The sequence below is a fragment of the Nocardia sp. CA-107356 genome, from assembly GCF_050946365.1.
In the GTDB taxonomy this organism is placed as follows: Bacteria; Actinomycetota; Actinomycetes; order Mycobacteriales; family Mycobacteriaceae; genus Nocardia.
Genome location: NZ_CP191992.1, coordinates 2,578,855 through 2,605,275 on the forward strand (window position 1 = coordinate 2,578,855; position 26,421 = coordinate 2,605,275).

The 26,421-nt window shown below is 65.3% G+C and carries 25 protein-coding genes; 13 read left to right on the top strand and 12 right to left on the bottom strand.

Annotated features, from left to right (window positions below; all coding sequences use genetic code 11):
* Positions 1-23: 23 nt before the first annotated feature.
* Both ACQP1G_RS11705 and ACQP1G_RS11710 read left to right on the top strand, forming a co-directional pair.
* Entirely contained in the window at positions 24-914 is an 891-nt protein-coding gene (locus tag ACQP1G_RS11705; protein ID WP_433202166.1) for an ABC transporter permease, read from the top strand.
* Entirely contained in the window at positions 911-1,732 is an 822-nt protein-coding gene (locus ACQP1G_RS11710; protein ID WP_433202169.1) for an ABC transporter permease, read from the top strand. The genes ACQP1G_RS11705 and ACQP1G_RS11710 overlap by 4 nt, the downstream gene beginning before the upstream one ends.
* On the opposite strand, the gene ACQP1G_RS11715 is transcribed toward ACQP1G_RS11710, so the two are convergent.
* Complete coding sequence (locus tag ACQP1G_RS11715; RefSeq protein ID WP_433202172.1) at positions 1,733-2,593, bottom strand: helix-turn-helix domain-containing protein; 861 nt, start codon at positions 2,591-2,593, stop codon at positions 1,733-1,735. It abuts the gene before it with no gap.
* A gap of 504 nt (positions 2,594-3,097) precedes the next feature.
* Here ACQP1G_RS11715 and ACQP1G_RS11720 point away from each other — a divergent pair.
* The 3 genes from ACQP1G_RS11720 to ACQP1G_RS11730 all read left to right on the top strand — a co-directional run bounded on the left by ACQP1G_RS11720 (position 3,098) and on the right by ACQP1G_RS11730 (position 5,769).
* Positions 3,098-3,346, top strand: a complete 249-nt coding sequence (locus ACQP1G_RS11720) for a hypothetical protein (RefSeq protein WP_433202175.1) — start codon at positions 3,098-3,100, stop codon at positions 3,344-3,346.
* Between the two features lie 31 nt (positions 3,347-3,377).
* Positions 3,378-3,845 carry a hypothetical protein gene (locus ACQP1G_RS11725; RefSeq protein WP_433202178.1) on the top strand — a complete coding sequence of 156 codons (468 nt, stop codon included), beginning with the start codon at positions 3,378-3,380 and terminating at the stop codon, positions 3,843-3,845.
* Between the two features lie 115 nt (positions 3,846-3,960).
* The gene (locus tag ACQP1G_RS11730; RefSeq protein WP_433202181.1) at positions 3,961-5,769 is read left to right on the top strand and encodes an acyl-CoA dehydrogenase family protein; all 1,809 of its coding nucleotides are present in this window, start codon (positions 3,961-3,963) and stop codon (positions 5,767-5,769) included.
* Between the two features lie 155 nt (positions 5,770-5,924).
* On the opposite strand, the gene ACQP1G_RS11735 is transcribed toward ACQP1G_RS11730, so the two are convergent.
* Positions 5,925-7,184, bottom strand: a complete 1,260-nt coding sequence (locus ACQP1G_RS11735; protein ID WP_433202184.1) for a cytochrome P450 — start codon at positions 7,182-7,184, stop codon at positions 5,925-5,927.
* A gap of 1,136 nt (positions 7,185-8,320) precedes the next feature.
* Here ACQP1G_RS11735 and ACQP1G_RS11740 point away from each other — a divergent pair.
* Both ACQP1G_RS11740 and ACQP1G_RS11745 read left to right on the top strand, forming a co-directional pair.
* Positions 8,321-8,680, top strand: a complete 360-nt coding sequence (locus tag ACQP1G_RS11740) for a DUF4254 domain-containing protein (RefSeq protein WP_433208410.1) — start codon at positions 8,321-8,323, stop codon at positions 8,678-8,680.
* Positions 8,681-9,205: 525 nt separating this feature from the next.
* Positions 9,206-9,850 carry a class I SAM-dependent methyltransferase gene (locus ACQP1G_RS11745; RefSeq protein WP_433202187.1) on the top strand — a complete coding sequence of 215 codons (645 nt, stop codon included), beginning with the start codon at positions 9,206-9,208 and terminating at the stop codon, positions 9,848-9,850.
* Between the two features lie 45 nt (positions 9,851-9,895).
* On the opposite strand, the gene ACQP1G_RS11750 is transcribed toward ACQP1G_RS11745, so the two are convergent.
* From ACQP1G_RS11750 to ACQP1G_RS11780, 7 genes are all read right to left on the bottom strand, one after another.
* Positions 9,896-10,492 (bottom strand): DUF4126 domain-containing protein, encoded by a 597-nt coding sequence (locus tag ACQP1G_RS11750; protein ID WP_433202190.1) that lies wholly within the window; start codon positions 10,490-10,492, stop codon positions 9,896-9,898.
* A gap of 34 nt (positions 10,493-10,526) precedes the next feature.
* A complete protein-coding gene (locus ACQP1G_RS11755; RefSeq protein WP_433202193.1) occupies positions 10,527-11,324 on the bottom strand; it encodes an ABC transporter permease in 798 nt (265 codons plus the stop codon).
* A 2-nt stretch (positions 11,325-11,326) separates the two neighbouring features.
* On the bottom strand, positions 11,327-12,226 hold the full coding sequence (locus ACQP1G_RS11760) for a 2-aminoethylphosphonate ABC transporter permease subunit (RefSeq protein ID WP_433202196.1): 900 nt from the start codon (positions 12,224-12,226) through the stop codon (positions 11,327-11,329).
* 85 nt (positions 12,227-12,311) lie between these two features.
* Entirely contained in the window at positions 12,312-13,544 is a 1,233-nt protein-coding gene (locus tag ACQP1G_RS11765; protein ID WP_433202199.1) for an ABC transporter ATP-binding protein, read from the bottom strand.
* Between the two features lie 32 nt (positions 13,545-13,576).
* Positions 13,577-14,647 (bottom strand): 2-aminoethylphosphonate ABC transporter substrate-binding protein, encoded by a 1,071-nt coding sequence (locus ACQP1G_RS11770; RefSeq protein WP_433202202.1) that lies wholly within the window; start codon positions 14,645-14,647, stop codon positions 13,577-13,579.
* 63 nt (positions 14,648-14,710) lie between these two features.
* Entirely contained in the window at positions 14,711-15,400 is a 690-nt protein-coding gene (locus tag ACQP1G_RS11775) for a phosphonatase-like hydrolase (RefSeq protein WP_433202205.1), read from the bottom strand.
* Between the two features lie 8 nt (positions 15,401-15,408).
* Entirely contained in the window at positions 15,409-16,536 is a 1,128-nt protein-coding gene (locus ACQP1G_RS11780; protein ID WP_433202208.1) for a TIGR03364 family FAD-dependent oxidoreductase, read from the bottom strand.
* 135 nt (positions 16,537-16,671) lie between these two features.
* On the opposite strand from ACQP1G_RS11780, the gene ACQP1G_RS11785 reads away from it, so the two are divergent.
* A complete protein-coding gene (locus ACQP1G_RS11785) occupies positions 16,672-17,394 on the top strand; it encodes a GntR family transcriptional regulator (RefSeq protein WP_433208413.1) in 723 nt (240 codons plus the stop codon).
* A 26-nt stretch (positions 17,395-17,420) separates the two neighbouring features.
* On the opposite strand, the gene ACQP1G_RS11790 is transcribed toward ACQP1G_RS11785, so the two are convergent.
* Positions 17,421-18,017: a cupin domain-containing protein gene (locus tag ACQP1G_RS11790; RefSeq protein WP_433202211.1), complete on the bottom strand. Its 597-nt coding sequence runs from the start codon at positions 18,015-18,017 to the stop codon at positions 17,421-17,423.
* Between the two features lie 161 nt (positions 18,018-18,178).
* Here ACQP1G_RS11790 and sigJ point away from each other — a divergent pair, with 161 nt between their 5' ends.
* Positions 18,179-19,078: an RNA polymerase sigma factor SigJ gene (gene sigJ, locus ACQP1G_RS11795; RefSeq protein ID WP_433202214.1), complete on the top strand. Its 900-nt coding sequence runs from the start codon at positions 18,179-18,181 to the stop codon at positions 19,076-19,078.
* A 117-nt stretch (positions 19,079-19,195) separates the two neighbouring features.
* Here the strand turns inward: sigJ and ACQP1G_RS11800 are convergent, their stop codons facing one another.
* Entirely contained in the window at positions 19,196-20,206 is a 1,011-nt protein-coding gene (locus ACQP1G_RS11800) for an LLM class flavin-dependent oxidoreductase (protein ID WP_433202217.1), read from the bottom strand.
* Between the two features lie 198 nt (positions 20,207-20,404).
* Here ACQP1G_RS11800 and map point away from each other — a divergent pair, with 198 nt between their 5' ends.
* The 3 genes from map (at position 20,405) to ACQP1G_RS11815 (ending at position 23,598) form a co-directional block, all read left to right on the top strand.
* The gene (gene map / locus ACQP1G_RS11805) at positions 20,405-21,268 is read left to right on the top strand and encodes a type I methionyl aminopeptidase (RefSeq protein WP_433202220.1); all 864 of its coding nucleotides are present in this window, start codon (positions 20,405-20,407) and stop codon (positions 21,266-21,268) included.
* Between the two features lie 92 nt (positions 21,269-21,360).
* Positions 21,361-22,929 (top strand): cobyric acid synthase, encoded by a 1,569-nt coding sequence (locus tag ACQP1G_RS11810; RefSeq protein ID WP_433208416.1) that lies wholly within the window; start codon positions 21,361-21,363, stop codon positions 22,927-22,929.
* Between the two features lie 105 nt (positions 22,930-23,034).
* Positions 23,035-23,598 (top strand): alpha/beta hydrolase, encoded by a 564-nt coding sequence (locus tag ACQP1G_RS11815; protein ID WP_433202223.1) that lies wholly within the window; start codon positions 23,035-23,037, stop codon positions 23,596-23,598.
* Here ACQP1G_RS11815 and ACQP1G_RS11820 read toward each other — a convergent pair.
* On the bottom strand, positions 23,578-24,645 hold the full coding sequence (locus ACQP1G_RS11820) for an alpha/beta hydrolase (protein WP_433202226.1): 1,068 nt from the start codon (positions 24,643-24,645) through the stop codon (positions 23,578-23,580). The two genes, ACQP1G_RS11815 and ACQP1G_RS11820, sit on opposite strands and share 21 nt — an antisense overlap.
* A 260-nt stretch (positions 24,646-24,905) precedes the next feature.
* Here ACQP1G_RS11820 and mqo point away from each other — a divergent pair, with 260 nt between their 5' ends.
* Entirely contained in the window at positions 24,906-26,420 is a 1,515-nt protein-coding gene (gene mqo, locus ACQP1G_RS11825; protein WP_433202229.1) for a malate dehydrogenase (quinone), read from the top strand.
* Position 26,421: the final 1 nt, after the last annotated feature.

A 26,421-nucleotide genomic window follows, 5' to 3' on the forward strand; every position in this document is an offset into this window, starting at 1 on the left:
ACGCGCAGGATGGGAGCGTGCAGATGAGCATCGACAACGACGCGGGATCGAGCACCGTCCAGCAGGAACACGGCGACGGGGAATACCGCCGCCTCAGCAGCGAGCGGCTGGTGGACGCGCCGCCGCCGCGTATGGCGACCGTGGCGCAGTGGTGGGCGCTGACCTGGCGCCTGGTCCGGCCGTCCTGGCGCAATGGCGAGCTGATCACCGCGTTGCTCGCGCCAACGGTCTTCACCCTCGGGTTCTACGTGCCGCTGAATCTGGTGATGACCGTGCGCGGGCACGGGCTGAGCAGCTACGCCCAGTACCTCACGCCCATGATCGTCATGCAGGCGGTCGCCTTCTGCGCCATCACGGCCGCATTCCGGTCGGCCACCGATGCCAGGGACGGGCTCAATATGCGGTTCGGATCGATGCCGATGATTTCGGCGGTGCCGCTCGCGGCCCGGGTCACGGCCGCAATGTACCGGGCGGCGGTCGCGCTGGCCGCGGCCCTGGTGAGCGCCCATGTGATCGGCTTCCGCTTCTATGGAAGCTGGTGGGACACAATCGGTTTCATCGCGTTCGCGATGCAGATAGGATTGGGGCTGTGCCTGGGCGCGGATCTGCTCGGCACCGCGACCAAGAGCCCGGAGGCGACCACCCAGGCGCTCATCCTGCCTCAGCTGATCTTCGGCATGGTCTCCACCGGATTCGCACCGGCCAACCAATTCCCACACTGGATTCAGGGTTTCGCGCGCAACCAGCCGATCTCGCACTTCGTGTACGGGCTGCGGGCGCTGGCTGGTGACCCATCGGGCCATGCGGGCGTGGTCGGCTGGTCGATCTTCGGGCCCGCGCTGGCCTGGACAGTCGGCCCCGCCGTGGTGTTCGGCGCTGGGGCGGTATTCGTTTCGATGCGGAGGTCGTCATGACTCAGGTACTGGATGCCGCCCGGTTGCCCACGGTCACCGGTCGGACCGAGATCTGGCGTTTGCTGATCCCGCAGACGATGATCCAGACCAAGCGGCTTTTGGTGCGCTGGTGGCGTGACCCGCTGACCGTCGTGCAGTCGCTGGTCTTTCCCGCACTCCTGCTGATCGTGCTGAATACCATTCTCGGAAACCAGATTTCGTCCTTCTCCGGTGTGAATGCGCTCTACGGTTCGGTGCCGATGGTGGCGCTGGTCGGCGTGATGTCCGGTTCGGTGGCCGGTGCCATCACTCTCGGACGTGAGCGCGACGAGGGTTTGCTGGCCCGCTTCTGGGTGCTGCCGGTGCACCGCGCGTCGGGGCTGGTCGCGCGCATCGTCGCGGAGGGGGTCCGGATCCTGCTGTGCACCGGAGTCCTGTTCGCGGTGGGGGTGGTGCTCGGCTTCCGATTCCAGCAGGGGCTGCTCGCGGGTATCGCGCTGTTCGGGGTGCCGCTGCTGTTCGGCATCGCCTTCGCCACCATGGTCACCGCGGTGGCCGTGTTCAGCGCGAAAGCCGCACTGGTGGAGGCGGTTTCGCTCGGCTCGTCGCTGCTGATGTTCTTCAGTTCCGGGTTCGTGCCACTGGTCGCCTATCCGAAGTGGGCCCAGCCGATCGTGCGTCATCAGCCGATGTCCTATGCGATCGATGCCATGCGTGGTCTGTCCCTCGGCGGTCCGGTGCGGGATCCGCTGCTGGCCACCATCGCCTGGTGTCTCGGCGCGCTCGTAGTGTTCGCGATTCCCGCTGCGGTGGGTTACCGGCGGGCCAGCCGCAGCTGATCAGCGCATCTCGTCGGACGCTTTGGCGATCAGCATCATGGAGTCGCGCGGGCTCAATGCCATGGCCCGCAGCTGGTCGAAAATGATGCCGAAGCGGCGGATCTGCGGATGCCCCTCGATCAGCTGATCGCCCGCGATGCCCTCCACGTAGACCAGTTCCGGATCGGCCGGATCCTTGAAGTCCAGCAGCGTGAACGCGCCGGCCATACCGGGATGCACACCTGCGGAGAACGGAAGTATCTGCAGGATAACGTTTTTCATCTGAGAATCGTCCAGGAGCCGCTTGAGCTGCCCCTTCATGACATCGGCCCCGCCGACCACGCGCCGGATCGCCGCCTCATCGAGCACCACCCAGAGCTCAAGCGGGTCGGTCTTGGTCAGGTGCATGGCCCGATCCATCCGGGCACGCACGTTGTGCTGCACCGTGGCCGCGTCCAGCTTCGGCATATTGGTGTCGATGACCGCCTCGGCGTACTCCGAGGTCTGTAATAGTCCTGGGATATAGGAGGTTTGGTAGTGCCGGGCCGAGAGCGCCTCCGATTCGAAGTTGATGTAGGCCGCGTGCACCTCGGTCAGCGTCGCCTCGTAGGGCCGCGACATACCGGGCTTGAGCGCGTCCGATAGCAACTCCAGCGCATCCGCGCGCTGCTGCTCGGTGACGCCGTAGAGGTCGAGCATCGCCATCAGCGTGCGCCGCTGCGGCCGTGCCTGCGCCGTCTCGATGCGGTACAGCGTGGTGATATTGATTCCGGTCTTGCCGCTGACCTCCTCTTTGCTGAGTCCCGCGTGTTCGCGCATCTCCGTCAGCAGCACCGAGAGCCGCCGCAAACCCGCCGTGAGGACTGTGCGCTTGCCTGCCATGACAACCCTTTCGCCCTGCGCACCGCTTGGCACAAATTGCGTTCTTGCCTCGTTGAGTGCCCGCTATACACCGCACTATGCCATCGCAGTGTGGTCCGAGACTACCGCCTACGGTAGCAACGAGGTTCGGAGTTCTCGGTGCAAGAACGTGACGATTCGGGTTGCGCGGTCCTGCCACCCTCGCCGATGCGGACTTCGCGATATTCCCATGTTGCGGCGGGCTAGGAGGAAGGTTTCCCGAAAGAGACTGATCGGTATGTTCAGTTGTTCGGCGCTGAGCATAGGCGAGGCGCTTCCCAGTGCTCGCGAGTCGGTCGACTCCGATCTGCGACAGCCGCGCAAACTGTCAGGGGTGATCGGCGTTCCGAGACTCGGTGCGGATGTCGCGGTGGTCATCGAGATGATCCGCGAGTACGTCGGTCGGAGTTGGCCCATCACACCGGCTTTCGACGACGCCACGGCTGCACAACTTCAGCGCAACCAAGTCGCCGAGATCAACAAGGCGTGGCGCGCAACACCGGTGCCTTCGATCTGCCGAATCAGCTCCATCAGAGCGACTTTGAGCATTTGCGTGCCCTGGACAGCTGTCGACGGCGCAGCAAGACCGGTCGCGACTCGCTGCCGATCTCGGTCGGACGAGACCGTGTCGAGGCTTATGTACGCGTCGATCCTATCGATGCCCACGACGGCGGCATCCCGATAGAGGTTCGTGAGTACGTCAGGGACGTGGGGTGGATCGGCGCTGAACCATGAGCGTGGGGGTATTTGTGGCACAATGCATTTCGTGTCCAAATCGGCCCACGGCAACTCTTCGGCACCGGTGGTGTCGCAGTTTGGCGTGACCGCATGGTCGGCCGAGCGGGACGCGCAGATCGCGAAGTTGCGGGCCGAGGTTGTCGAGCCGCAGCACTCGGATGGGGTGAATTCGCCGGGTTTTACCAGCATGCGCGATATTTCCCGACGGCGCTGCGCCACACAGGCATTCGGCGTGCTGGCTACGGCGCGACACCCCGCGGCGCCCCCGCGCACCGATGTGCGCAGCCCGGACAACAACATCAGCGGATGCGACGTCCGAATGTCCATCCTCAGCAAACATGGCGGAGACGCCTTCGAAACCCCTTGCCACGCTCACCGAGGACTGGCCATGGCATCCCGCATGGCCGGCATCGCCTCACCCGAAAGCGTGTGGTGCATCGAACTCTCGACGGGTCGATTCTTCGGCCCCTGCGCCCCCGGCTTCTGCATGCGGTGAAGGGCGGTTGGATCTGCTAGCCCATTGGCACCGGGGTTTCGGTATCAAGGGCCGCATTATGCCAAGTGGCGCATGTCAAGTCGCTTGGAATCGGTAATGAGTGGAAGGCGGAGTTATGGTTTCGCACGAGAATCTCGCGGATATGTTGTTCGGCGATCGCCGGGTCGCGGCCCAGCGGTACAACCAGATATTCGGCGAGGCAGTATTCGATCAGGATTGGTGGACTGCCACTCAGAACCCGGGAAAGCGGGCATACGAACGGTACTTGGGGCTTCTCCCACACCTGTCGGCCATCGAGACCGTGTCCGATCTGCGGGAAACCGTGACGCTGCACGAGCAGTCCACTGTCGTGGATCCACATCTCGGGGCTCTGCTCACGGTGCAAGTGAATCTCGTTCTGGGGACGCTGCTCGAACAGCACTCACGCACCGGCGAGGTTGCCGCGGCTCTGACAGAGCTATTGGAGGGCCGCGCCGTGGGCGCGTACGTGCTCACCGAGGTCGGTCATGGCAGTGATCTGAACAATCTGGAGACAACTGCCACCTACGATCCGTCCGATGGTGGCAGGTTCCTCCTGCACACGCCGACGGATGCGGCGATCAAGTTCATGCCGACCACCGCTCCGCCGCCGGTGGACGGTGTAGCACGGTTCGGTATCGTCTTCGCCCGGCTGATAATGGACGGAGCCAACCGCGGTAACTATCCATTCCTCGTACGGCTGGTCGATGCGGACGGAACGGTTCGGCCGGGTATCACCATCCGCCCTATGCCCGAGAAGCCAGGCCTGGGGATGGACAACTCGCTGACGCGCTTCGATCACGTGCTTCTGCCACGCGAGTGCCTGTTGTCTCATACCGGAACCCATATCGACGAGAACGGCCAACTGGTCTCGCCTATCCCCGCCGACAACCAAGCATGGCGCGCCATCAGCCGAGTGCGGGTGGGACGACTATGCATTTCGGCCATGGCGGCGGCCGTTTCCCGGGCCGCCCTGTCCATCGCCGTACGCCACGCCACTCAGCGGGATGTCGCGAGCATGGGCGTCGGCCGCATCCCGCTCGCGCAGGTCCCGGCGCACCACGGACCGCTGTTGGATGCTGTGGCCGACACCTACGTCGCCACCACGGCGGTGGAAGTCGCCTTGGACGCTTTCGTCGAAGCCGCCGACGGTCGGGCCGACGAGCAGGGGCCACAGCTCACCGACCTGGTGTCGTTGACGAAGCATTTCTGCACCTCCACGGCCTTGCAGGTATGTAGCGAGGTGCGCGACAGGCTTGGCGCCCAAGGGGTGTTCGCCCACAACAAGATTGTGGAGTTCCGCGCACTGCGCGACGCTGCGGCCACCGCTGAAGGCGATAGCTATGTGATCGCCCTGCTCGCGGCCTACAGACGTCTGTCTCTCCCGGACCAGTGGACGCCAGGATGCTGGGACAATCTCGAGCTCTGCGATATTGATACCCCTGACAACTGGCTGAGTTGGATGGCCGCCCGTGAGCTCTACCTCCAGCACCGAACGGCCGAGAAATATGCACAAGCCACCGGGGACCGGCAAGCGCGCTGGGACAGCGTCTACGACGTGGCCCTGGCCGCGGCCGAAGCACATATCGCGCACCAGGCAGCGCGGACTCTTGCTGAGCGCGCCAGCCGACTACCCGACGGCCCCCGAAAGGTGGCGGAGAATCTGCTCACACTGTTCGCCATCCGTCAATGCCTGGCCTACGGCGCGGATATGCTCCCCGATGGACCATTCCCCAAGACGCCAAAACCTTTGACAGATATGCGCCGCCAGCTGCATGAGTTGCTGGCTCCGCAGCTGAGCGAGCTCGTCGGCGCGTTCGAACTCGGGACCGGATCCCTGCGCACGGCGTTCGACTCTGATACGTACATCACGCAGTGCGCGAACGCTTTGAGCTCGGGTGGCTGATTCGGGAACTGGATAGGCGAGCACCGTGGAGCTGGACCACGCTCGCTCCGGTGGCGGGATCGTCGACGACGAACTCGCCACCGGGAAGGCGGGTGTCCTCGGGCGGTGATCGACCTCGGGGTGCTGGATCAACATCCCGAGGTCGGCGGTTCTCGTCAAAAAATGTTCAGCGGGCGGGATTTCGGAAAGACAACAGGTAGCGATTCCAGGGACCGATGGAAAGGCCCTGGGCGCCAGATCAGTTGGTCGGCCGGCCGGGCGAGCACCATTTCGGGCAGCGCGTCGAACAGCTGATCGATGGCGTTTTGCGCGACGTGGTACGCAACGTCCTGTGCGGGGCAGGCGTGCGGCCCGGTGCCCCACGCCAGATGCGAGTTGTTGGCGGAGTATTCCCCGACGATCGCGGGGTCGTTGTTGCAGGCCGCCATGCTGGTGACCACCGGTTGGTTGGCGGGCAGCCAGACATTATCGATCTGGATCGGCTGCGGGGGATACGTGATACCGAAGTTCGCCAGCGGTGGGTCCTTGAACAACATCTCGTTGAGCGCATCACGCGTAGTCAGCGCTGCCACCCCGGAGAACCGGTCGTCGCTCAGCATCAGCAGCAGAGTATTCGCGATCAGGTTTGTCAGCGGCTCGATCCCTGCGCCGTAGATAGTGACCAGCTGATGGACCAGCTCCTCGTCGCTCAGTGCGGCCACATGGTGCACCAACCGCGTGGTCACGTCGTCGTCGGGGTGCTCCCGCTTGAGGGCCACCAGATCGGCCAGCGCACTGGCGAACAGCGCACTGCCCCTTTCGGCATCGTTGCCCTCGAACATCATGGCCATACCATTGGCGACATGCTGCCCGATATGCGCCGGGCAACCGACCATCGCGTTGAGAAACGCAAAGGTGACCGGGAACGCGTACTGGCTGATCAGATCGGCCTGCCCGTCACCACAGAAGGTGTTGACCAGTGGGATAGCGATCCGCTCGATATCGGTGTGGAGGGTCAACAGATTGATCTCGTCGATGCTGTTGACGCTGGCCTTCCGATAGCGCGAATGCTCGGATCCCGCACTACGCAGAGCGTTCGGGCGGTACTCCATCATCGGCCGTACCGGACACTCGAGGGGCACATCCTTCTGCCAGGTGCGCGGGTCGGCCGGAAAATGCGCGGGATCGTTGTTGATCCGCACCGCAGTCCTGTAGCCGATCACCAGCGTGGCAGGAATTCCGGGCGACAGCTCCACCGGCGCCAGCGAACCGAACTTGTCGCGCATTTCGGCGTAGACCCGATGCGGGTCGGTGGCGAACTCCGCTGTGTATAGCGGAACCGGTGCCCGGTAGTGGTCGGTGATGGTCGAGGCCGGTGCCTCGGGCCCACCAGCGGTGGATTGGGGCTGGGGATCATATGGTGTTGTCAATGACATGACTCCAGGTATGGAACAGGAATACGACGACGTGCTGAGTGATCTTGGGCAAGTGTCTGCGCTGGCCCGGAGTGCAGCGTTATAGCCGACGAACAGTGTTGACGAAAGCCACACAACCGCACGACGTTTCGTACAGCGGCGGGTGCCTGTGCCAGAGCGAAGATCTGCTGGCGGTCATGCGACGACGACCGGTGCGGCCCTCGGGGCGTGCTGAACTTTCGTGCTGATGCGCCAGCAGGGTAACGCGATCGTCAACTCCCACCCAGACTTCACACCGAGGCGTTCGCACATAACAGGCTCCACGTCGGCTCATCATACCCACTGTCTGTTTCCGTTGTGCGCCAACCGATTTGCGGAGCAATCGGGCCGTGGTGCCGTTGGTGTGGGGCCAGGCCGACCGCACTATTGATGCGGGTCGACGGGATCAGCTTTGTGGCTACAAGTGAATGCCGGTTCCCGCTACTTCTACTCAGAGCCGAACAGTGGACCACGGCATGGAGTCCTTAGGTCGACAGACCCGTCGGTGCGGACCAGGTTGTGTCCGACATGGATCGCTGATCAGAACAACCCGACGAATGCCCGCGGCGGACAGCATCGGAGCACCGGCCACCAGCCGAGCGCGTTGAGCATCTCGTGTTCGCCGTCCGTCCGGCACCGGTGTTCGCGTTGTCCACTGCGTAGCGGAACCTCGGAGCATCACGCGTCGGGGGTGGTTCCAGCGATGGCAGCGGCAGTCGGGCGTGGTCGGCTACATCCCCGCGACCCAATGGCAGGGCGCAGAAACGGGGGTAGCAACCGGCTGGCATCCATCAATGCCACCTCCGACCGGGGGAAAGCCGAAGTCGTTGTGACGCTGGAGGAGTGGGTACCCGAACGACGACGGAACACGTAACCGCAGCAATGCGGTCGCACTATTGCGTTCTTGCATTTGTAAGAGCATGATCCAGCTACGCTAGTTGTGAAGAACCGATCCGATGACCGGGATAACCGAATCGAGAGCCAATCATGTTGGTACAAAGCGCGTTGGTGTCGAGTGTATTCGGGGTACGGCGATGAGCGCGCCGACGGTGGGGGTGTTGCCGACCGCTCCGCAAATTTTGTGTGCATTTCAGGGGCGTCGTTTCCAAGATCTTGAATTGTTGCGTTCGGCGCACGCGCTGGCCGAGTTGCACGCACGCCGTGCCGAGGTCCACGATATGGGCCTGGTAGCCGAAATTGATTGCCGTCGTAGCGAACTCGTCGACGATATCAATGAGTGGATAGCGCAGGAGATCCCGCAGCATCGCAACGGTGCTTCGCTACATACCGAGAGCCTCGGTGCAGTGGTGGATCGGATGGCGCGCAGTTGGGTGGAAGCGAACACCGCCATCGATGTCGACGGCGCGCGCAGCGACAATACCCATAAACATTGGTACCACCTGGCAGAACTCGTTGACGGCTACACTGATCTGGTAACCGACGTGGCCGGTGGCCGCCGCCGTTTGCCCGAGCGGTGAAGCTCCGACGGCGACTCTCGTCCGCAATAGTGACACTGCCCCGACAGCGTCACTGACCGATCGGCGACGCCCCGGGGCCGCGTCATCCGACCATGACCCTTCCCGGACGCTAACGTCGCCGAAACAGTGACGGCGGGCGCAACGGGGCGCCCCGCCCGGCGTGCCGCGTGGTCGACTGGCGCGGCACGCCCGCAGCCGAATTCCCCCCTGCCAGAATTCATTCGGCAACCATCCAGACCGATGCCGCCGCGGCGCGAATATCGACCATGTCGTGTGCGCGCAATGCGGCGAGAAGATCAATCGGTGGTGCCGACCAGCTGACTGGAACCATTTTCAGATTGCCGTGGCAAGGTGTCCGTGCCAACCGACCTACGATGGCAGGGTGGCGGTGCATCGGCAGACTGCGTATTCGGTTGTTCGGGGATTTCGGCGAGCGTTTCCCGAGGTGGCGCCACCGGTGGCAAGGTATTCGATCTCCGAGACAGCGGCTGTGCCCGGCGAATCCGGCGATCGGGAGTGCGCCCGATGAGTAGGTACAACTGGAGTCACAACGCGTACTACCACCGGCTTCTCATGCGGCAGTTGCCCGAACCGTGTACTCGCGTGCTGGATGTCGGTTGTGGGGCTGGGGCGTTCGCGGCCGAACTCGCCCGACATGTCGAGCAGGTCGACGCTATCGATCGCTCACCGGTGATGATCGATGCCGCGAAGCGGGCGACGCCGGACAATGTCGGCTGCATCCTCGGGGATGTGCGGACCGAGCCGCTGCCCGAGGGAGCCTACGACGCGATTGTGTCGGTCAGCACGCTGCACCATATGCCGCTCGATGAGGTGTTGCCGATTTTGGCGCGGGCATTGCGACCGGGCGGTGTGATCGCTGCCGTGGCGTTGCCGCGCCATGATCTGGTGCGGGAAGCGCCCGTTGAGGTGATCGCGGCGATCGGGCATCGGGTGCTCGGCATCGCGTTTCGAATTTTCCGCGCGCGTGGGTGGGGCAGTTGGTATGCGGTCGAGGCGACGCATGATGTCATGCCGGTTGTGCTCGATCCGCCGCTGACGACACGGCAGGTGCGGGCGCAGGCGGCGTCGATACTGCCGGGTGCGCGGGTGCGGCGGCAGGTCTTCTGGCGTTACTCGCTGGTGTGGCGCAAGCCGGCTCAACCCGGCTGAAAATGCCAGCGCCGCAAACATTGTGGACCAGTTGACGGTGTGCGATCAGACGGCGGCCGCGCGTCTGGCGGCACGGCGCTGTCGGCGCCGGATCAAGTAGCGGCGGATCCGGCTTGCGAGCAGATACACCAGGATCACCCCGATCACCAGCAGTGTGCCAGCGCAGAAGGCCGCGATGATCGGGTGGAAGATCGCGATGGTGATGATGGCGCCGACGGCCAAATCCTCGACGAGGCTCATGACGATATTGCTGGCGGGCTCCGGTGAGGTGTTGATCGCCATACGCGTTCCGGCTTTGACGAGATGGCTGGCCAGGGCGGTGGTGCCGCCCACGGCACCGGCGGCGAGTTGGGGGAGTGAACCGTCCTGCCCGGCGAGTAGTGCGGCGACGACGGCACCGGAAGCGGGACGCACGATGGTGTGCACCGCATCCCAGAAGGTGTCCAGGTAGGGGATCTTGTCGGCGACGGCCTCGATGAGGAACAGCACTCCGGCCGCGATCAGCACATCGGTGCGTTGCAATGCCTCGGGCACATCCTCGGATAGGCCGGTCGCGCCGAAGATGCCGAGCAGCAGGACGACCGCATAGGCGTTGACCCCGCTCGCCCAGCCCGCGGTGAAGATCAAGGGCAGTGCTGACATTGCGTCATCGTATGGTGTCGGTCGCCGCCCCGGCTCAGCGCAGCGCGGCGCGGCCCCGCAGCCGACCGAGCACGACCAAGGCGACCAGCGTCACCGCGAGCAGCAGGCAGGTACTCGCGGCCGCGTTGAAGACCTCACCGCGATCGGTGAGACCGAAAATGGTGACCGGCAACGTTTTCCAGGTGGCCGGGTACACCATGACGGTCGCGCCGAGTTCACCCATGGACAGCGCGATGGCCAATCCGGCGGCCGCCCCCAGGGCTGGCAGCAGCAGCGGCAGCGTAACCAGGAGCAGGACCCGAACCGGTCCCGCCCCAAGGGATTCCGCGGCCTGGCGGTAGGCGGGATCGAGCCGATCCAGGGCGGCCGAGACGGCGCTGTAGGCATAGGCCAGCACCAGCACCGAATGTGCCACGATGACAATCCATTTGGTGCCGCCGAGCAACAGCGGACGCTCGTTGAAGGCGATCAGTACGCCGAGGCCGATGGCCACCGACGGCACCGCGACCGGCAGATGGAAGACCGCGTCGGTGATCTTGCGCCACCAGCCGGGCGCCTCGCGGGCGGCGAGTGCGGCCCAGGTGCCGAGGATCAGGGCGACACCGCCGGAGAGCAATGCGGTCTGCAGGCTGACCGAAAGACTCGCGGCCTCTTGACCGGACAGCGCCGCACGGAAGTTGGCCAGGCCGAGATTCGAGGGGAGCGGACCGGTCCAGCTGCCCGCCAGTGCGGCCGCGACCACGGTCGCGATCGGGGCGACGAACACCACGCATACGACGATGGCGAAGACCGCGAGCACCGCCGCACGGCCGCGCCGTGTCCAGACCAGCACGGTCAGTTCTCCTTTCCGGCGCGGTCGAGGCGGGCGAAGATCAGCCGGTAGCCGATGTACAGGCCCAGTGACAGCAGCACCTGCACCGTGGCGAGAACGGCCGCGCCGGGCAGGTCGAAGGTGACGATGCCGCGGGTGTAGATCAGCGCGGGCAGGGTTGTCACGCCCTTCGCGCCGGTGAACAGCACGATGCCGAATTCGTTGAGCGTCAATAGCAGGACGAGACTGCCGCCTGCTGCCAACGCGGGCCACGCCTCCGGCATGACCACCTGACGCAGCACCCGCCACGGCGAAGCGCCGAGGCTGGCAGCCACATCCAATTGTTCGCGCGGCAGTTGGGCGAACCCGGCCAGCAGCGGGCGCACCACGAACGGGGTGAAGAAGGTGGTCTCGGCGAGGATCACCCCGAGCGGGGTACTCAGGAAGTCGAGCATCGGCGTTCTATCTCCGGTGATCCTGGTGATGAGGGCGTTCACCGCACCGGCGGTGCCGTAGAGGAAGGTGAAGGCGAGCGTGATCAGGAACGACGGCAGTGTGAGTACGGTGTCGATCAATCTGCCGATCAGTGCTGAACCGAGAAACGGCACGAATGCCAGCACGATAGCGAGGAAGGCGCCGAGCACGAGACATCCCGCGGTGGCGCAGACCGCAATGGATATGGTGCGCCACAACGCATTGCGGAATGATTCGGAGCCGAGCACCTGGGCCCAGACCGCCGTACCTCTGCCGTCCTCGGTCTCGGTCGATTCGGCGAGCACCCGCACGATCGGATACACCGCGATGAGCAGCACCACGAGCACTGGCGGCAGCGTCCAGAGCACCGGCCGCCAATGCCGCCACCCGGTGTCCACGGGCGCGACCTCGTCGGTGATCTCTGGTTCGAGCAGTGCGGAAGGGTTCATCGCCGGACTTCCGAATCGGTTGTGCCGGTCGGGGTGAGTCGGGCCCTTGTCCCGCCGACACACTGAGCCGGATTCGCGCCACCCCTCATTGCGGCACGCCCGGCTCGTGTGTGGCCGAAGTCTCAGCTGCGCCGATGGTTTCGGCACCAGGCGTCGGCGGAATCAACACTCCCGCCGGATCCGGCAACCGTACGCCGACAATCGCGCCGACCTCGGTATCGAGATGGCCTGGCACATCGGCGGTGATCACGTCGGTCAACCCGGTTACCGCCAGCTGCAACCGCGTGGAAGCCCCACGCCACACGCTCGATACGACGGTGCCACGCACCGCATCGCGCTCCGAGGTGGCACCGATCCGCACGGTATGTGGACGCACACACAGCAATCCGGGTGCGTCCACGTGCCAACCGCCGGGCCCGACATCCGGTGCCTCGGCCCGCAGCGTAAAGCTGCCAGCAGTCACCAGCGCCGAGGTGCCGGATACCCGATTCACGGTGCAGGGCACCAGGTTCGCGCCACCGAGGAACGCCGCCGTGAAGTCACTGGGCGGCCGTCGCCACAAATTCTCGGCGGTGTCGATATCGACCAGCCGAGCGTTGCGCATCACCGCGATCCGATCCGCCAGGGCCAGCGCCTCGGCCTGATCGTGGGTGACATACAGCATCGCCGTGTCCGGCAACGCCTTTCGCAACTCCTGTAACTCACCGAGCATCGACTGCCGTAACTGTGCGTCGAGCGCGGCCAGCGGTTCGTCGAGTAGCAGCACCTTCGGCCGGATCGCCAGCGCCCGGGCGATCGCGACTCGCTGCTGCTGGCCACCGGACAGTTCGCGCGGCAGCCGCTTGGCGTAGGCCGCCATGCCGACCATCTCCAGCGCCTCGGCCACACGTCCGGCGATGTCCTTGCGCGGTACCCGATGTGCCTTCAATCCGAATGCCACATTGTCGTGCACCCGCATATGCGGGAACAGTGCGTATGACTGCACGACGACGCCGATGCCACGCTTGGCGGGGGACAGGTCGGTGACATCGCGCCCGGCCAGCCGAACCGCACCCGAGGTGGGACGGACGAAACCCGCCAGCGCCTTGAGTGCGGTCGACTTGCCCGAGCCGCTCGGTCCGAGGAGCGCCACCGTCTCACCGGCGGCGACGCGCAGAGTGAAATCGGTCAGGGCGACCGTGGTCTTGCGGCCGCGGCCGTAGCTGACCCCGACCCGATCGAAGACGATCGCGGGTTCCGTTGTGGCCGCGGTCTTTCCAGATGCGGCGCCTACAGCGGTCGCGAAGGCCGAGCTCGGATGCGCGTCACCGTCGGACATGATTGCGGCTCCTCACTTGTCGTGGCTTCGGGCTACTGACCGGTCGCCTTCTGATAGGCGGATACATCGGCGTCCAGATCCGAAAGCACCTTGGTCCAGTCGATATTCACGATTTCCACACCTGCGAGCACCGCGCTCGCCGAGGGGCCGGTAGCGGTCGCGGGAGCATCGCGCAGCTCCTTGCGTGCGGGCACCGCGAAGCTATCGGGCAGCGACTTCTGCGCGTCGGCCGAGAGCAGGAACTCCATGAGCTGCTTCGCCTCACCCCGATGCGGTGCGCCCTTGGCCAGGCCCATCACGTAGGGCACGGCCACGGTGGAGCGCTTGCCGTCGGCGGCGGCCGGGAAGAAGACGGTGAACTTGGAACCCTTGTCCTTGACCGTGGTCAGATTCATCTGGACATCGCCGTTGGCGACGACCAGCTCACCCTTGTCGACCTTGGCCTGCAGCTTGCCGGTGGACGAGGACGGGCCGACATTATTGGCCTGCAGCTTGGCGAGGTAGTCCAGTGCGCCCTGTTTGCCGAGCAGGTTCTGCAGCAGGATCAGCACGGCGGTGCCGTCACCGGCCTGGCCCGGCGTCGAGTACTGCAGTTTGCCCTTGAATTCCGACTTCAACAGGTCGTCCCAGGTGAGCTTGGTGGTGTCGACCGACGGGTTGGCGATGAAGGACAGGTAGTTGCCCGCCAGCGTGACGTATTTGCCGTCGGCATCCCTATCCGTCGCCGCGACGAAGCCGGTGTCGATGCCGCTGTCCTGCAACAGACCCGAGCTCTTCGCCTTCTGAATGAACGGCGGCAGTGTGACGAGCACATCGGCCTGCGGATTGGACTGCTCCTTGTCCACCCGGTTGACGACCTCACCCGAACCGGCCTCGACCAGGTTGACCGAGATGCCGGTCCGCTTCTTGAATTCGGCGAATTGGGTGGTGTACCAGCTGCCGACGCCGTCGGCGGAGTAGACGGTGATGGTCTTGCCGTCGCCGCTGTCGGTGCCCGTGCCGCCGCAGGCCGCGGTGAGCGCGACAGCGGTGACGGAGGTGACGACCAGCGCGGCCCGGGAGATGGTGCGTGCCAGACGGCTCTGCGTGTTCGAAGTACGCACGATTACTGCAACTTTCGGTTCGTGTGACGTGTGGAATCGAAGGGACGGGGGTTTTCGGGGTGGTCAGGTTCGGCTGGCGAGGATCAGTTCCGCGAATTCGGTGACCGAGGCCACCACATGGGTGGCTCCGGCGGCACGCAACTGCGCCGCGTCGTGCGCGCCGGTCAGCGTTCCGGCGACGATGCGGGCACCGGCGGCCAGGCCACTGGCGATATCGCTGGTCGTATCGCCGAGTACCGCAATCTGATCCACGGCATCGACATCGAGGCGCAGTAGCGCGGTCAGGACCATGTCCGGATAGGGGCGCCCGCGTCCGGCATCCGAGGGCGCCAGCGTCAGATCGGCTATCTCGTTCCAGCCCAACGCATTCAGCAGCCGATCCTGAGTGGTGCGGCTGAAACCGGTGGTGAGCGCGACCTTGACCCCCGCTGCCCGCAGCACGGAAATCGCCTCGGCCGCACCGGGAATCGGGGTGATATCGACCCCGTCGATCAACGCGTCATAGGCGGCTTCGAAGGCGCTGTTGGCCTGCTGTGCGCGCTCCTCGTCGCCGAGCAGGGCGCGAAAGACCACGATCTTCGACTGCCCCATGGTGTCGAGCACATACTGGCGGGCGTTATCACGTTGCGGCCCTTCGGCTTCGATACCGGCGCTGGTCGCGGCGATATCGAAGGCGCGAAGGACCAGTCCACCGTCGGCGACCGTGGTGCCCGCCATATCGAGGACGGCGAGGGCAATGTTCTTGTCCGACACAGTGCTCCTTAGAGATTCAGCAGTTCGGCGGTTTCCGCGCCGATCGCAGGGCCGAGGGTCATACCGCGGCCACCCGGCCCGGTGATGACCCAGATGTGCGCATCGGCCTTGGCGCGGGTCACGATGGTGGCCGGGTCGACGCTCTGGCTGTAGACGCCCGCCCAGCGTCGAACCACCTGCGGGAGTTTGCGTCCGAGCAGTTCCTCGGTCACGGCGGTGAGGTGTTCGTACGGGGCGTCGTCCACGTCGAAGGCGAAGGGCTCTTCGTATTCGTGGGTGTCGCCGATGGTGAGACCGCCGTGCAGGCGCTGCACGCACAGCAGCTGCATCCTGTGCTCGGCGGCAACGGCGGTCTGCGATTGCTCGCCGTTCAACACGTCCAACTCCGGCCCCGCGAAGCCGGGGTAGTAGCGGAAGCTGTCGCCATCGGCGATCGCGGTGGTGAGCGGTTCGCCGAGGGGCGCGGTCTGCATCATCTGCAGCCGGACCCGGCGCACCGGGATGGTGCCGACGAGTTCGCGAGTCAGGCCGGTGTGCGCGGCGCCGGGGCAGACCAGCACCAGATCGGCCTCGAAGGTGCGGCCATGATCGTCGAGAACCGTTGCGCCGGAACCGGTATCGGTGACCCTGCGGGCCTCGGTGCTCGCATGGAAGGTGTAGCGGTCCGATGCGGTCATATAGGCGCGCAGCGCGGGCAGCGCTTGGCGGGATTCGACGGCGGCATCGGTCGAACAGTGCAGTCCGGCGAGGAATTTGCCGCGCAGGGCCGGATTGATCGCGCGCACCTGTTCGGGCTCGAGCAGTTCGAACCCGCGCGCCTCGGCGTGCGGTCCGGCCGCCGCGGCCTCGGCGACCGCGAGTTCGGCGGGGGTGCGTACCAGCGTCATCGATCCAGCGGGGCGGAATCCGACGCTCGGAATCTTGCCGCCGATCTCCTCCCACAGTTGCCGGGAACGCAGCGTGAAGTCCAGTTCGGTGGCCGAGCGCCCGGATACCCACACCAGGCCGAAGTTGCGCACCGTCGCGCCACGGGCCTCGGGCTCCCGCTCCAGCTGGACGACCTCGTGACCGCGGCCGATTGCGGCCATGGCATGTGCGGTGCCGAGGATTCCTCCGCCGATGATGACCAATCGCATGGATACATAGTGGGCAATGGTCTAGACCAACGAGTGTTTCGTGCGCGAACGCTAGGTTAACAATTGGTATAGACCAATGCCGGGTAGGCTGTCGGCATGGACACATCGGGTGCGACGGGCGCCGAGGGCGATGAAATGCGCGGTGGGCGTATCGATTTGGCGCCGCGGCTGCCGAAGTCATACCTGGTGCGCACCGAACTCGAGCAGCTGTTGACCGATCTGGAGGAGGGCGATCCCGTCCCCTCGGAGCGAGATCTGGCCGTTCGATTCGAGGTTGCCCGCGAGACCGTTCGGCAGGCACTGCGAGATCTGCTGGTCGAGGGCCGAATCCGCCGCCAGGGTCGGGGGACCGTGGTGTCCCGGCCGAAGATGGTGCAGCCATTGCAGCTGCGCTCCTATACCGAGGGCGCCATCAGTTACGGCCGGGTGCCGGGTCGTCTGCTGGTCGGCTGGGACGATGTGCCCGCCGACGCCGACACCGCCCGCGACCTCGGACTCACCATCGGTACTCCGGTCATGCACCTGGAGCGGGTGCTGCTCGCGGACGGCGAACGCATCGGGTTGGAGAGCACTTTTATGTCGCTCGATCGTTTCGGCCACCTGCGCGGCACCTACGACCCGACCACCTCGCTGTACGCGGCCGTGCGCGCGTCCGGCGTGGAACTCGGCAGGGCCACCGAGCGAATCGAGACGGTGCTGGCGTCCCCCCGCGAGGCCGCCCTGCTCGAATGCACCACGTCGCTACCGCTACTGCTGCTGCATCGGCGCAGCGTCGACCTGGACGATGTACCGATCGAGCGCGTGCGCTCGCTCTACCGCGGTGACCGCATTGCCTTCGAAGCCCAGCTCGGCAAGTAGGTCTCGAACCTGCCCGAGCGGACCGGTCAGCTCGGGCAGGTCGTCGGCCGGTCGGCTCCGCCGGGCTGGATCGGCAGTGCGCCACTGGCGAGGAATTCGGTGCGGTGGCCGTCCTGATCGAGCCGACCACGATCATCGCCTTTCTGGGCCTGTCGCCAGATGGGGCTGTCGACGAAGTGGTTGTCGAACCTTTCCTGGGTATCGAGGATTTCGAGTGGGCTTGCTTCGCCTTTGCGGATGCGGTCGCCCAGCCGGAAGTAGTCGAATCGTTCGATCCCGGGTGTGAAGATCACCAGGACGTCCGCCGATGCGGTTGCGGGAGCCGCCCACGCATGCGTCATATTCGGCGGTATCAGCAGGAAGTCGCCCGCACCGATGACATGGATCTCGTCACCGGCCAGCACCCGCAGTGTGCCGCCGAGCAGGTAGAACAGTTCGGCGGAAGTCGAATGGTAGTGCGGCGGGGGGCCGTCCGTGCCCGCTGGCAGATATGCGCGGTTCGCGCTGAGCTTTCCCCCGGTCATATCGTGGTCGGCGTAGAGCCGCACCCCCAAGGTATCCAGCGTCTCGGCTTCGTCGTGCCGGACGAGCAAGGCTTTGTGATGGCTGTTCGAGATGGTCATCGCTTCTCCTGACATATGCCCGGAACCACTCCGGGTACAGCCATAGAGCTGTTCCGGCCGCTCGATGTGACATGGCGTGACGTGGAGCACACACCCTGGCCGCATGTCACATTTCGTGCGCACATCACCTCCTTGGGTTATGACGGACGAGGAGGAGCGCTATGACACCCGAGACCGCAGACGGCGAGATCGACAGCTTCCTGGACCAGCGGGAACTGCTGTTCTCGATCGTCTACAACATGCTCGGCACAGTCGCCGACACCGAGGATGTCCTGCAGGAGGCCTGGCTGGCCTGGTCGACTCGCCATCGCGGTGTAGCGGCGACACCGGTGGAGAACCCCCGCGCCTATCTGGTGCGCGTCTGCACCCATCTCGCGATAGCGCGCCGCGCCGCCATGCGGAGAAATCGCGAAACCTACATCGGCCCATGGCTGCCCGAACCACTGGTGGCCATCGAGGACGATGCCGCCGCCACGCTGGAGCGAAAGGAATCGCTGACGATGGCTGTGCTGGTGGTGCTGGAAACGCTGTCACCGCTGGAACGGGTCGTTTTCGTGCTGCACGACGTCTTCGGCTTCGCGCACGGCGAGATCGCCGAGATACTCGATCGCTCACCGGCAGCGGTGCGCCAGCTCGCCGTCCGGGCGCGCCGCCACATCCACGCCCGGCGCCCGCGCGCCACATCTCGCCCGGATGCCGGCGCCGAGGTCGCCCAACGACTGATGGCCGTGACGCTCGGCGGTGATCTCGCCGCCCTACTCGAGGCCCTCGCACCCGGGGTAACCCTGTGGACCGACAGCGGTGGTCGCGGCGTGGCGAAGAGCCTCGAACCGGTCCACGGCCGCGACCGCGTCGCCGCACTGTTCATGGCCATTTCCGCCGACCCACGGCCGACCGACCTGACCATCGACTACCGCTATGTCGCGGGCGACCCCTGCGCGCTGATCTTCTCCGGCAGTCGGCCTTTCGCGCTTGTCGTTATCGAGCTGGCTCCCGAGTCGAATCTGATCACCGCGATCTATTCGATAACCAACCCGGACAAGATGTCCGGCATCCGCTGACCGAGCATCCTGCCCGAGATCTGTTGCGCGCGTTGGTGGTCGGCCGGCCCCGCACCGCAATCCCTGCCCGAGCAGCATGCTCCGGAGACCCGAGTGTCGACCTCGTGAAATAGGACGTCAGCGGATCTGCGGGGCGACCTTGGTGCCGAGCAGGTCGATGTTGTGCAGGACCTTTTCGTGCGGCAGGGTGCCGACGCTGGTGTGCAGCATGAAGCGGTCCAGGCCGAGGGTGTCGCGGATGTCGGCGATCTTCTCGGCGACGTAGTCCGCTGTACCGACGAACAGCGAACCGCTTTGGGAGCGTAGGGCGTCGAACTGCTGGCGGGTCATCGGGCCCCAACCGCGTTCGCGCCCAATGGTGCTCATCGCCACACCGTACGGCTCGTAGAAATCCGCGACGGCCTGCTCGTCGGTATCGGCGATATAGCCGTGCGCGTGCACCGCCACCGGCTGCTTCTCATGCCCACCCTCTTCGAGTGCGCGGTGGTACAGATCAACCAGCGGCTTGAAGCGTGCCGGTTGGCCGCCGATGATCGCGATCGCCAGCGGCAGTCCGAGCAGTCCGGCGCGGACCACGGATTCCGGGCTGCCACCCACCGCGATCCATACCGGCAGTGGACGGTTGTCCGTGCGCGGGTAGATCACCGCATCGCGCAAGGGGGCGCGGAACTTCCCGTTCCAGGTCACCGGCTCGTCCGCGCGGATGTGCAGCAGCAGTGCCAGCTTCTCTTCGAAGAGTTCGTCGTAGTCGCTCAGGTCGTAACCGAACAAAGGAAAGCTCTCGGTGAAGGAACCGCGCCCGGCCATCAGCTCGGCGCGACCGTTCGAGAGTCCGTCCAGCGTCGCGAAATCCTGGTACACCCGTACCGGATCATCGGAGCTCAGCACGCTGACCGCGCTGGTCAGCTGAATTCGCTCGGTGCGCGAGGCGATCGCCGCCAGTACGACCGCGGGCGACGAGGCGGCGAAATCCTTGCGGTGATGCTCACCGACGCCGTACACGTCGAGTCCGGCGCGCTCGGTGGCGACCGCCTCGTCCACGACTTCGCGCAGACGCTCGGCAGCGGTTGGTGCCGGTCGGTCGCCGACCGGGTACAGCTCCGCGAAAGTTGTGAGGCCAAGTTCCACAGCTCGAGTCCTGTTCGTGAGTGGTGTCTACGTCAACTACTAACTAAACGGACCGCGGTCCGTGACTATTCCGCACGGCGATCATGAGTGGTCATGGCCGGAGGCGGGCCGCTCGGCGCGGCGTCGGGGCGAGGAGATCGGCAGGTCGGGCAGTGGGCATCGGGCGTGGTCCATGGTCGGTACCGATAGTCTTGTTCCATGTCAGTGCGTACCCGTCAGCCGCTTGTTCCCGGCACGCTATCGCCCACTCGTGAAGTTCCGCGCTCGATCGAGCGTCCGGAGTATGCGTGGAAGAAGACCGTGAACGAGGGGCGTGAGCCCTGGGTGCAGACCGCCGAGACCATCGAGAAGATGCGGATCGCGGGCAAGATCGCGGCACAGGCGCTCGAGGAGGCGGGTAGGGCGGTCGCGCCCGGCGTCACGACCGATGAGCTGGACCGGATCGCGCACGAGTACATGTGCGATCACGGCGCCTACCCATCGACGTTGGGGTACAAGGGTTTTCCGAAATCGTGCTGCACCTCGCTGAACGAGGTGATCTGCCACGGGATTCCGGACTCGACGGTGATCGAGGACGGTGACATCGTCAATATCGATGTGACCGCCTATATCGATGGCGTGCACGGCGACACCAATAAGACCTTCCTGGCCGGTGATGTCGACGAGGAGGTGCGGCTGCTGGTCGAGCGGACGCACGAGGCCACCATGCGGGCGATCAAAGCGGTCCGGCCGGGTCGTGCGCTCAATGTGATCGGGCGGGTGATCGAGTCCTACGCCAATCGATTCGGCTACGGCGTGGTGCGCGACTTCACCGGGCACGGCGTCGGCCCCACCTTCCACAGCGGCCTGGTCATCCTGCACTACGACCAGCCCGCCGTCGAATCGGTCATCGAGCCCGGTATGACCTTCACCATCGAGCCGATGATCAATCTCGGCGGCATCGACTACGAGATCTGGGACGACGACTGGACCGTGGTCACCAAGGACCGCAAGTGGACCGCGCAGTTCGAACACACGCTGGTTGTGACGGAGACGGGCGCCGAAATTCTGACCTTGCCGTGACGGGTGGACCGCGCAGTTCGAAGCTCGCGTTGGGTGGTGACGGAGACGGGCGCCGAGAGTCCGACCTTGCCGTGCCCCGAGCCCGTGGCGAGCTGAAAGGCGCGCTGCTGGTCGCTGGGACGACCTCCGACGCCGGGAAAAGCGTTGTGGTGGCCGGACTTTGCCGGATGCTGGCCCGGCGCGGCATCCGGGTCGCGCCGTTCAAGGCGCAGAACATGTCCAACAATTCGGTGGTCACGCTCGACGGTGGCGAGATCGGTCGCGCACAGGCGCTGCAGGCGGCCGCGTGCGGGTTGGAACCGAGTGTGCGGTTCAATCCTGTGCTGCTCAAACCCGGTAGCGACCGGCGCTCACAACTGGTGGTGCGCGGCAGGGCCGTCGGCACCGTCGGCGCCCGCGACTACTTCCAGTATCGACGGAACCTGCGCGAAGTCGTTGCCGCTGAACTGAATTCGCTACGCGCCGAATTCGACGTGGTGATCTGTGAGGGTGCTGGATCGCCCGCCGAGATCAATCTGCGCGCCACCGATCTGGCGAATATGGGGCTGGCGCGGGCGGCGCGACTGCCGGTGCTCGTGGTCGGCGATATAGACCGCGGCGGCGTGCTCGCCCACCTGTTCGGCACCGTGGCTGTGTTGGAACCCGAAGACCAGCAATTGATCTCCGGATTCATCGTCAATAAGTTTCGCGGCGATGTCGAACTGCTGCGCCCCGGACTCGACCGGCTGACCGAGCTGACCGGACGCCCCACACTCGGCGTCATCCCCTTCGCGGATGAGCTGTGGATCGACGCGGAAGACTCGCTCGGCACGGTCGCCGACGCACCGGTCGGCCGCCCCCGCCCGCCGATCGGCGCCGAATGGCTCACCGTCGCGGCCATCCGCCTGCCGCGCATCTCCAACTCCACCGATATCGAGGCCCTGGCCTGTGAGCCGGGTGTCGCTGTGCGCTGGGTCGACGAGCCCTCCCGACTGGCCGATGCCGACCTGGTGGTGCTGCCGGGCAGCAAGGCCACCGTCTCGGATCTGGAATGGTTGCGGCGCACCGGAATTGCCGATGTCCTGCGTGCCAGGGCCGCCGCGGGTCGCCCGATCCTCGGCATCTGCGGTGGCTATCAGATGCTCGGCGGCCGCATCGTCGACCGCGTCGAATCCGGTGCGGGGACGGTCGCGGGACTGGGTCTGCTCGATCTCGACATCGACTTCGCCGATCCCAAGATGCTGCGGCGCAGCACCGGGCGCGGCATCGGCAATGGCATTGCGGTGCACGGCTACGAGATCCACCATGGCCGCGTCGGGCGCAACGGTGATCCGGCATGGCTGGAGCTCGACCCATCTTCGACAGCCCCGGCTTCGCCCGCGGCAGCAGAGGGCAGTGCTCGCGGCGCGATCTGGGGCACGCACCTGCATGGCCTGCTGGAATCGGATGAGTTCCGTCGCTCCTGGCTGCGCGAGGTCGCCGCACACGCCGGACGCCACGATTTCCTCGTCGCCGATGACACTTCGGTAGCGGCGATCCGCTCGGCCCAACTCGACCTGCTCGCCGACCTGATCGAAGATCACCTCGATATCGGCGATATCGAGCGCCTGATCACCGACGGTGCACCGGCGGATCTGCCGACCATCGTCTCGGGCTCGGGAATCGGCAGCACACCACGGTGATCGCGCGACTTCGCACCGCGCAAAATCGTTGAAATGTTTACGTTCCTGACTTGCAGGTAAGTGACACGCGGTCCCGTTCAATTGAGGCGTGTACCGTACTCCGGCATGAAATCTCGGCGGATCACGGTCGGTGACCGGGCATGGACCGTACGGGTCGACGGCCCGGACTCTCGGCACAGCGTGCTGCTGTTGCCCGATGCCGGTGATCCGGTCGACGTCTACGACCAGGTATGTGCGCGATTGCACACTTCGGACCTGCGCACGATAGCGGTGGAATCGGTAGCGGACCTGGATCCGGCGGGCGTGCACGCCATCCTCGACGAACTCGGCGTCCCGTGGTTGAACGTCGCCGGGCGCGGGGCGGGCGCGGAGTTGGCCTGGCAGGTCTGCGCGGGTGGTTTCGGCCGGTTCATCAGCCTCGTGGTGGCCGATCGCGGCCATCCCGCTGTACCCGCCGCCGACGGCACGGTCGTGGACGCGAACTGTCGGCCGGTGGAGGTGGCCGCAACGGTGTTGGTCACCAAGAGTCTGCCGCGTTCGGTCGCGGACGCCTCGGGGCGCTACGTCTACGGCGAATTCCGGGTCGTGGAGATCGACGTCGACAATGTGGCGACCGAGGCCGACCACGAACTGGCCACCGAGATCGTGCTACGCACCAGCCTCTGGTGAATCGGCGGCCTTCTTGCGGAAGACCACCAACCAGTCCAGCCAGCTGTCGAGTTCGGCGAAGGCTTTGTGCCGCGGTTCTGCCGAGGACAGGAACACATCGTGGCGCGCGCCGTCGATGGGGACGATATTGGTCCGATCACCGAGGCAGCCCGACCAGCGCTGAATCTGCCTGACGTCGAGCACCGCATCCGCCACATCGACGGCCGGACCGTACTGGCGCGCGAATTTGGTGATGCGCGAACGCAGAATCAACGCGGGCACGCCGACCGATAGACCCGCCTGTAGCTTGGCGTGCCCGTTGCGGATGGCGCGCAGCCAGCCGAGCCGGACCGGGAACCCCTCCAGGGGTTTCCAATCCAGGTTGTAATCCCATTCGCCCGCCACACTGTTGTGCAGGCTGTCGCCGTACGAACTGATCTTGGCGCCGGGCAGTTCGAACATCGAGCGGAACCGGCCGAGCGCCTTGATCACCGGCGTGCCGATGGTCCGGTAGTACGACGGGCCCTGCAGGTCGAACCAGGGGCTGTTGAGGACCAGGCCGACGATGCCCGATTCGGCCGTGCCCTTCGCTGTGTTGAGCCGGTCCAGCCAGAGCGACACGATCAGTCCGCCGGTCGAATGCGCGACCAGCAGCACGTGCTCGCCCGCCTCTTCCTGGACGATCCGCAGCGATTCGTTCAGTTCGGCGTCGTAGAGCGCGAGATCGGTCACATAGTGCGGCGTCTGGCCGTCGCGCAGCGAGCGACCGCACTTGCGCAGATCGAGCGCGTAGAAGCGATGCCCGCGCTCGGCGAAATGTTCGGCGAGATGCTGCTGGAAGAAGTAGTCGGTGAACCCGTGCACGTACAGCACCGCGGGCTCGGTGGCGGCGGCAGCGGTATCGGGGGTGTAGCGAACGAGGGTCGCTACGGCATCGCCCTCGCCGTCGGGGTCCGGACCGAGTGGCAGGGTCCGCTGCTCATAGCCCGCACCGAGCACATCCGGCTTCCAGCGCTCGGCCGCGAGGGCGGTGATATCGGACACGCTCAGCGAGGCTTCGTTCGTCACAGGGACCAATTTAGGCGACGTCAGCGCCGGATCGAAGGTCGAACGCCGGAAGGAATCTATGTCACATTCGGCAAGTTCGTTGTCGGTCTTCGAACAGCTGAGGTGCACAATTGGGCTTAGGTGAACGGCGGGTAACCTACACCCGCCGAGTCACGCAGGACTCGCAACAACCACATAGCGCCCGTGCCCAGCAGGCCCACCGTGGGGGTGGGCGTGCGCAGAAGGACAAGGAAGTCGATCTACCAGTGCCGAACGCTGCCATGACTGAAAAGACCGATGTTGTACTCATCGGTGCCGGGATCATGAGTGCCACCCTCGGCGCACTGCTTCGGCAGTTGCAGCCGGAATGGTCGATCTCCCTGTTCGAGCGGCTCGACGCCGCCGCCGCCGAGAGCAGCGATCCGTGGAACAACGCGGGCACCGGGCACTCCGCACTGTGTGAACTCAACTACAGTCCGCAGAATCCGGACGGCTCGGTCGATATCAGCAAGGCCATCGACATCAACGAGCGCTTCCAGGTCTCGCGCCAGTTCTGGTCCTACGGCGTGGAGAACGGCATCCTCGGCGATCCCTCCGCCTTCATCAACCCCATCCCGCACGTCAGTTTCGTGCACGGCGCGGACAACGTGGACTACCTACGCAAGCGCTACGAGGCCCTGTCTCGGCATCCGCTGTTCTCGACGATGGAGTACATCGACAGCCCGGACGAATTCGCGAAGCGGCTGCCGCTGATGGCCAGGGGCCGCGACTTCTCCGATCCGATCGCGCTCAACTGGACCAACGAGGGCACCGATATCGACTTCGGTTCGCTCACCAGCGAATTGCTCGCCTACCTCGGCCGCACCGGGGTGGACCTGGCCTTCGGCCACGAGGTCCGCGACCTCACCAAGCAGGCCGACGGCTCCTGGCTGGTCACGGTGCGCAACCTGCGTACCCGCCGAACCCGCACGCTCATCAGCAAATTCGTCTTCGTCGGCGCCGGTGGCGGTGCGCTGCCGCTGTTGCAGAAGTCGGGTATCAAGGAGGCCAAGGGTTTTGGTGGCTTCCCGATCAGCGGACAGTTCATCCGCTGCACCAACCCGGAGCTGGTCTACAAGCACGAGGCCAAGGTCTACGGCAAGGCCGCAGTCGGTGCGCCGCCGATGTCGGTGCCGCACTTGGACACTCGCATTATCAAGGGCAAGCCCGGACTGCTGTTCGGCCCGTATGCCGGGTGGACGCCGAAGTTCCTCAAAGACGGCAAGAACACCGACCTGTTCAAGTCGGTCAAGCCGAACAACATCTTCTCGCTGCTCGGCGTCGGTGTCACCGAACTCGGCCTGACCAAGTACCTGATCAGTGAGTTGCTCAAGTCCGAGGCGGGCAAGGTGGCCACGCTGGAGGAGTTCATGCCGCGCGCGGACGGACACGACTGGGAGCTGATCACCGCGGGGCAGCGCGTGCAGGTGATCCGGCGCAAGGGTGCGGGCGGTGTGCTCGAATTCGGCACCGCGGTTATCACCGCCGAGGACGGCACCATCGCGGGTCTGCTCGGCGCGTCGCCCGGCGCGTCGACCTGTGTGAGCGCCATGGTCGACGTGCTGCAGCGGTGCTTCCCGAGTGAGTACGCCGACTGGACGCCGAAGCTGAAGGAAATGGTGCCTTCGCTGGGCGTGAAGCTCTCGGAGAACCAGGCGCTGTTCCAGGAAGTCTGGGATTGGTCGACCAAAACCCTCAACTTGAACGGTGTGTCGGACAACACGCCCAAGCACGCAGGGGTCGCGCCGATCGCCTAGT

Excerpts from the sequence above, each read along its gene's own strand:
- ACQP1G_RS11780 (WP_433202208.1), bottom strand. The coding sequence starts at position 16,536 with ATGCGATTGGTCATCATCGGCGGAGGAATCCTCGGCACCGCACATGCC.
- ACQP1G_RS11715 (WP_433202172.1), bottom strand. The coding sequence starts at position 2,593 with ATGGCAGGCAAGCGCACAGTCCTCACGGCGGGTTTGCGGCGGCTCTCG.
- sigJ (WP_433202214.1), top strand. The coding sequence starts at position 18,179 with ATGACACCCGAGACCGCAGACGGCGAGATCGACAGCTTCCTGGACCAG.
- ACQP1G_RS11745 (WP_433202187.1), top strand. The coding sequence starts at position 9,206 with ATGAGTAGGTACAACTGGAGTCACAACGCGTACTACCACCGGCTTCTC.
- ACQP1G_RS11750 (WP_433202190.1), bottom strand. The coding sequence starts at position 10,492 with ATGTCAGCACTGCCCTTGATCTTCACCGCGGGCTGGGCGAGCGGGGTC.
- ACQP1G_RS11785 (WP_433208413.1), top strand. The coding sequence starts at position 16,672 with ATGCGCGGTGGGCGTATCGATTTGGCGCCGCGGCTGCCGAAGTCATAC.
- ACQP1G_RS11730 (WP_433202181.1), top strand. The coding sequence starts at position 3,961 with ATGGTTTCGCACGAGAATCTCGCGGATATGTTGTTCGGCGATCGCCGG.
- mqo (WP_433202229.1), top strand. The coding sequence starts at position 24,906 with ATGACTGAAAAGACCGATGTTGTACTCATCGGTGCCGGGATCATGAGT.
- map (WP_433202220.1), top strand. The coding sequence starts at position 20,405 with ATGTCAGTGCGTACCCGTCAGCCGCTTGTTCCCGGCACGCTATCGCCC.
- ACQP1G_RS11765 (WP_433202199.1), bottom strand. The coding sequence starts at position 13,544 with ATGTCCGACGGTGACGCGCATCCGAGCTCGGCCTTCGCGACCGCTGTA.
- ACQP1G_RS11760 (WP_433202196.1), bottom strand. The coding sequence starts at position 12,226 with ATGAACCCTTCCGCACTGCTCGAACCAGAGATCACCGACGAGGTCGCG.
- ACQP1G_RS11815 (WP_433202223.1), top strand. The coding sequence starts at position 23,035 with ATGAAATCTCGGCGGATCACGGTCGGTGACCGGGCATGGACCGTACGG.
- ACQP1G_RS11705 (WP_433202166.1), top strand. The coding sequence starts at position 24 with ATGAGCATCGACAACGACGCGGGATCGAGCACCGTCCAGCAGGAACAC.
- ACQP1G_RS11710 (WP_433202169.1), top strand. The coding sequence starts at position 911 with ATGACTCAGGTACTGGATGCCGCCCGGTTGCCCACGGTCACCGGTCGG.
- ACQP1G_RS11790 (WP_433202211.1), bottom strand. The coding sequence starts at position 18,017 with ATGACCATCTCGAACAGCCATCACAAAGCCTTGCTCGTCCGGCACGAC.
- ACQP1G_RS11735 (WP_433202184.1), bottom strand. The coding sequence starts at position 7,184 with ATGTCATTGACAACACCATATGATCCCCAGCCCCAATCCACCGCTGGT.